Annotated in this window: 6 protein-coding genes; all 6 read left to right on the forward strand. The window is 31.4% G+C overall.

Annotation, left to right across the window (positions count from 1 at the left end; all coding sequences use genetic code 11):
* Window positions 1-132: 132 nt before the first annotated feature.
* The 6 genes from V7161_RS29490 (at window position 133) to V7161_RS29515 (ending at window position 5,102) form a co-directional block, all read left to right on the forward strand.
* The gene (locus V7161_RS29490; RefSeq protein WP_335716326.1) at window positions 133-873 is read left to right on the forward strand and encodes a YveK family protein; all 741 of its coding nucleotides are present in this window, start codon (window positions 133-135) and stop codon (window positions 871-873) included.
* Window positions 874-895: 22 nt separating this feature from the next.
* The gene (locus V7161_RS29495; RefSeq protein ID WP_335716331.1) at window positions 896-1,567 is read left to right on the forward strand and encodes a CpsD/CapB family tyrosine-protein kinase; all 672 of its coding nucleotides are present in this window, start codon (window positions 896-898) and stop codon (window positions 1,565-1,567) included.
* Between the two features lie 58 nt (window positions 1,568-1,625).
* The gene (locus tag V7161_RS29500; RefSeq protein WP_335716327.1) at window positions 1,626-2,390 is read left to right on the forward strand and encodes a tyrosine-protein phosphatase; all 765 of its coding nucleotides are present in this window, start codon (window positions 1,626-1,628) and stop codon (window positions 2,388-2,390) included.
* 151 nt (window positions 2,391-2,541) lie between these two features.
* A complete protein-coding gene (gene galU / locus V7161_RS29505) occupies window positions 2,542-3,435 on the forward strand; it encodes a UTP--glucose-1-phosphate uridylyltransferase GalU (protein WP_335716328.1) in 894 nt (297 codons plus the stop codon).
* Entirely contained in the window at window positions 3,436-4,104 is a 669-nt protein-coding gene (locus V7161_RS29510) for a sugar transferase (RefSeq protein ID WP_335716329.1), read from the forward strand.
* A gap of 83 nt (window positions 4,105-4,187) precedes the next feature.
* Window positions 4,188-5,102, forward strand: coding sequence for a glycosyltransferase family 2 protein (locus V7161_RS29515; RefSeq protein WP_335716330.1), 915 nt, complete (start codon window positions 4,188-4,190; stop codon window positions 5,100-5,102).
* Window positions 5,103-5,290: the final 188 nt, after the last annotated feature.

A 5,290-nucleotide genomic window follows, 5' to 3' on the forward strand; every position in this document is an offset into this window, starting at 1 on the left:
AATTATATAAGTGCACGACAAAAAGAAACATATTTATAAAAATTATGACAAGAAAAGCAAAAATTTACAACATCCTATGTTATAATAATTTTTGTTTTTTGTTATGTAATTAGAATATATTGGGAGGAAATCATGAAGGAAACTATTAGTATTATGGACTTACTTCAAACCTTAAAAAAGAGACTTAATTTAATTCTAGCAATAACGCTAGTTTTTATTCTATTTAGTGGTATTTTAAGTTATTTTATTTTAACTCCAGTTTATCAATCGTCGACCCAAATATTGGTAAATCAGGCAAAGAATGAAGAGAGTCTATACAATTATAATGAAGTGCAAACAAACCTACAGTTAATTAACACATATACTGTTATTATTAAGAGCCCAGCTATCCTGGATAAAGTTATTAAAGATCTAGATTTGAAGATGACAACACGTGAGCTTAATGAAAAAATTTCAATACAAAGTGAAAATGATTCACAAGTAATTAATATCGGAGTTTTAGATTCGAACCCGAGACGGGCGGCTAAAATTGTAAACAAAACAGCAGAAGTATTTGAAAGTGAAATTGGAAAGATTATGAATGTTAAAAATGTAAGTATCTTAGCAAAAGCAGATTTAGGAGAAAAGCAATCGCCAATTAAACCCAAACCACTTATAAATATCGGAATTGCTCTTATTGTTGGCTTGATGGTTGGGGTGGGAATTGCGTTCTTAATAGAATACTTGGATAACTCAATTAAAACTGAACAAGACATTGAAAAAACTTTGGAGTTACCAGTTTTAGGGACAATCGCTGCAATGGATGAGTCCAAGCCAGAAAAAAAGAATTCTAAAAGCGAATCTAGATTAAGAGGTGAGACAGTTGGCTTCTAAAACAAGTTTAAAGAAGAAAGTAATGAATACAAAAAGAAATCTCATTACCCTCTTTAACCCTAAGTCTCCAATTTCTGAACAATATCGAACTATTCGTACGAATATCCTTTTTTCCTCTATTGATCAAGAAATACGATCACTTATGGTCACATCGTCAGGTCCTGGAGAAGGGAAATCTACAACAGCTGCAAACATGGCTGTGGTTTTTGCACAACAAGGAAAGAAAGTACTTTTGGTTGACTCTGATTTACGAAAACCCACAGTACATTATACTTTTAATTTAACAAATACATTTGGATTTACTAATGTTTTGACTAAGCAAATGACATTAGACAAGGTTATTTGCGAAACAAATGAGAAGAACTTATTCGTATTACCAAGTGGACCAATACCCCCAAATCCTGCAGAACTTCTTGGTTCTAAGGCAATGAATGCATTTTTTCTAGAAGTCTTAGAAAACTTTGACATGGTAATATTCGACACACCTCCTGTTTTAGCAGTTACAGATGCGCAAATTCTATCGAATCGTTGTGATGGTACAATTTTAGTAGTATCAAGTGGTAAAACGGATAGGGATAATTCGGTAAGGGCTAAGGAACTTTTGGCAGCAGCAAATGGGAAAATACTTGGTGTTGTATTAAATAATAAAAAAATGAGACAGTCAGATCAATATTATTATTATGGTGCCAACTAATTCGGTAGGATATTGAATAATTTAGTTTTAAAATTGGGAATAGTAGGAGGAATTAGCGATGATTGATATACATTGTCATATCTTGCCAGGTGTTGATGATGGTGCTAAAAGCTTAGCAGAAAGCATAGAAATGGCAAAACACGCAGTTGAAGATGGTATTAAGACGATCATCGCAACTCCCCACCATAAAAATAGTAAATATGAAAACCCAAAAACTCAAATAATAGATAAGGTTAATGATTTAAATAAAGCTTTGGTTAAAGAAGGTATTGACTTGAAAATTCTCCATGGTCAAGAAACAAGGATTTATGGAGAAATTTTAGAAGATCTTGAAATTGGGGATATTCTGACATTAGTGGAGTCTAAGTATTTATTTATTGAATTACCCTCAGGGCATGTTCCTAGGTACACAGAGCGGTTATTTTTTGATATTCAGATGAAAGGCTTAATTCCAATAATAGTACATCCGGAAAGAAATCAGGAATTAATTGAAAGACCGGATGTTCTTTATAATCTAGTGGAAAAAGGGGCTTTATCTCAAGTCACAGCATCAAGTCTATCAGGCTATTTTGGAAAAAAAATAAAGAACTTCTCTCACCAATTAATTGAAGCGAACTTAACTCACTTTATAGCGTCTGATGCACATAATGTACAAAATCGTTCTTTCAAAATGAGTGAGGCATTTAACATAGTCGAAAATAAGTTTGGTACTGATATGGTTTATTTGTTCAAAGAAAATGTAGAACTTTTAATTGGGGATAACAATGTATATAAAGAAGCACCGGAAAGGGTTAGGAAGAAAAGATTATTTAAAATCTTTTAATCTATTAAGAAATAATAGGTTATATAAAAACATTATGAATAAAGCAAAATAAATATCTAATGAAACAGTAAAACACTTGCAATTCAATTAGATATTTATTTTTTGCTGTAAAGTTTAGGTATGCGAAGTAAATTAAAGAAAGGATATTGTTATGAAAAGAGTAAGAAAAGCAATTATTCCAGCAGCTGGGTTAGGAACAAGGTTTTTACCAGCGACTAAAGCAATGCCGAAAGAAATGCTGCCGATCGTCGATAAACCAACCATTCAGTATATAGTAGAGGAAGCAGTTGCAGCTGGAATTGAGGATATAATTATTGTTACCGGTAAAGGGAAAAGGGCAATTGAAGATCATTTTGACTTTGCTCCAGAATTAGAGAGAAATTTAATAGAGAAAGAGAAATATGACTTGCTAGATCAAGTTCAATATTCTTCTAACTTAACAGATATTCATTATATACGTCAAAAAGAGCCAAAAGGACTTGGACACGCTGTATGGTGTGCTAGAAACTTTATTGGAAATGAGCCCTTTGCCGTTCTTTTAGGTGATGACATTGTACAAAGCGAAACACCTTGCTTGCGTCAATTAATTAATCAATATGAGCAAACCTTTTCTTCTGTAATTGGAGTTCAGTCTGTTTCAGACGAAGAAACACATCGTTATGGAATAATTGATCCCTCTACAAATGAAGGGAGACTATATCGGGTAAATAATTTTGTGGAAAAGCCAAAATTAGGGACATCCCCATCTAATTTGGCTATTATGGGGCGTTATATTTTAACACCTGAGATTTTTATGTTCCTTGATTCTCATGAAACAGGAACAGGAGGAGAAATTCAACTAACAGATGCAATTCAAAAATTAAATCAAATCCAAAGAGTATTTGCTTATGAATTTGAGGGAAAACGTTATGACGTTGGGGAAAAGATTGGCTTCGTAAAGACAACAATTGAATTTGCACTTCAAAATAATGATTTGAGAGAGGAATTAATCAAGTATATGAACGAAATATTAGAACTCGACCTCTCCTTTGCAGGGGCGAAATAAATGAAGGTAGATACTAATAGTGAAATTGCAGAAATAAACTATCAAGATGACTCTATTATTTATTCTTTATCTAAAAGATTAATAGATATTATCGGGGCCATAACTGGTATTTTATTAACTTTGCCAGTTTTATTGGTAATCATGGGATTTTATCTAAATGGCCCTAATAAAGGACCCATCTTTTTTAAACAAATAAGAATAGGGAAAAATGGTGAAAAGTTTAATATCTATAAATTTAGATCTATGGTTGTAGATGCTGAAAAAAGGCTTAAAGAAAATGAAGATTTATATAAAAAATATATACAAAATAATTTTAAATTAGAGCAGAATGAGGACCCGAGAATTACTCCATTTGGAAGGTTTATTAGAAAAACGAGTTTAGACGAACTGCCTCAATTCTTTAATGTACTTAAAGGTGATATGAGTTTAGTAGGACCACGTCCAGTTGTTGTTGAAGAGTTAAATGAGTATAAGAATAAGAAGAATGACTTTTTATCAGTAAAACCTGGAATTACCGGGTATTGGCAAGTATGCGGGCGAAGTGATGTGGGATATCCAGAACGTGTAGATATTGAATTGTATTATGTTTACAATAAAAAGTTATCATTAGATATAAAAATTCTCTTCAAAACCGTCTTTCAAGTCATCGCTAGAAAGGGCGCATATTAATTTAAAGACTAACAGTTGTCATAATATCTGTTAATTTTAAAAAAACTGTGCTAAAGCGAATTTCAAAATAAGGTGTGAAATTAATGATTATTTCAGTATTGGTACCAACATATAATGCGGAACCATACATTATAGACTTAATAGATAGATTGAAGGCACAGGAATTAATGAATGATTACTCGTTAGAAATAATAATAATTGATTCGTCTTCAACTGATAACACAGTGAATATAGTTAAAAATAGATACCCTGAAATTTATATCGAAACCATTAACAATAGAAATTTCAACCATGGGACGACTAGGAACTACCTTGCTAGTATTGCATCGGGTGAATATTTAGTATTTATGACTCAGGATGCAATACCACGCAATAATAGGCTAATTATGAATTTATGGGAAAATCTACAATCAAGTGACTGTATGATAAGTTATGCAAAGCAAGTTCCTAGAAATGATGCCTCTATATTAGAACAATTCGCAAGATCTTTCAATTATCCACATAAGAAAGTAGTTAAGGATATAAATAAAATTAAGGAACTAGGGATAAAGACATTTTTTAACTCAAATGTTTGCAGTATGTATAAAGCAGAGTTATTTAAAAGTCCATATAATGGTTTCCCTAATGACATTATACTTAATGAGGATATGATACTTGCTTCAAAGGTTATTTTTGATGGAAAAAAAGTAGTGTATGAGCCTAATGCGGAAGTTTATCACTCACATAATTATAATTTAAAACAGCAGTTCAAAAGATATTTTGATATTGGTATGGCATTTAATGAAACATCATTCCTTTTAGAGCATGTTTCGAACGAAAAAGAAGGTATGAGAATGGTTACCATGCAGATAAAATATTTGCTAAGTAAAAATAAAGCATATCTTATTCCATATTGTGTGATGGAGAATGCTGTTAAACTTATTTCTTATAACTTAGGGAAAAGATATACATTGTTACCTAGAAAACTGAAATCGAAATGGTCTGCATACAGTAAATAGGTTTAAAATTTTACATTTGAAGGTGTTGATGAATATTATAAATCCATTTTTTATTTATTTGTTTAGTTTTATTTTGGTTTTTTTGTTATATTCGTTCAGACTTTCTGAGTTATATCCAAAGATTAGCTTTGATACAGTTATATTTTTTGTTTTTACTTTTATTATTTCTTTATTTTACGGTTCTTTAG

The sequence above is a fragment of the Neobacillus drentensis genome, from assembly GCF_036965425.1.
Classification (GTDB): Bacteria; Bacillota; Bacilli; order Bacillales; family Cytobacillaceae; genus Neobacillus; species Neobacillus drentensis_F.

Excerpts from the sequence above, each read along its gene's own strand:
- V7161_RS29490 (WP_335716326.1), top strand. The coding sequence starts at position 133 with ATGAAGGAAACTATTAGTATTATGGACTTACTTCAAACCTTAAAAAAG.
- V7161_RS29500 (WP_335716327.1), top strand. The coding sequence starts at position 1,626 with ATGATTGATATACATTGTCATATCTTGCCAGGTGTTGATGATGGTGCT.
- V7161_RS29510 (WP_335716329.1), top strand. The coding sequence starts at position 3,436 with ATGAAGGTAGATACTAATAGTGAAATTGCAGAAATAAACTATCAAGAT.
- V7161_RS29515 (WP_335716330.1), top strand. The coding sequence starts at position 4,188 with ATGATTATTTCAGTATTGGTACCAACATATAATGCGGAACCATACATT.
- V7161_RS29495 (WP_335716331.1), top strand. The coding sequence starts at position 896 with ATGAATACAAAAAGAAATCTCATTACCCTCTTTAACCCTAAGTCTCCA.
- galU (WP_335716328.1), top strand. The coding sequence starts at position 2,542 with ATGAAAAGAGTAAGAAAAGCAATTATTCCAGCAGCTGGGTTAGGAACA.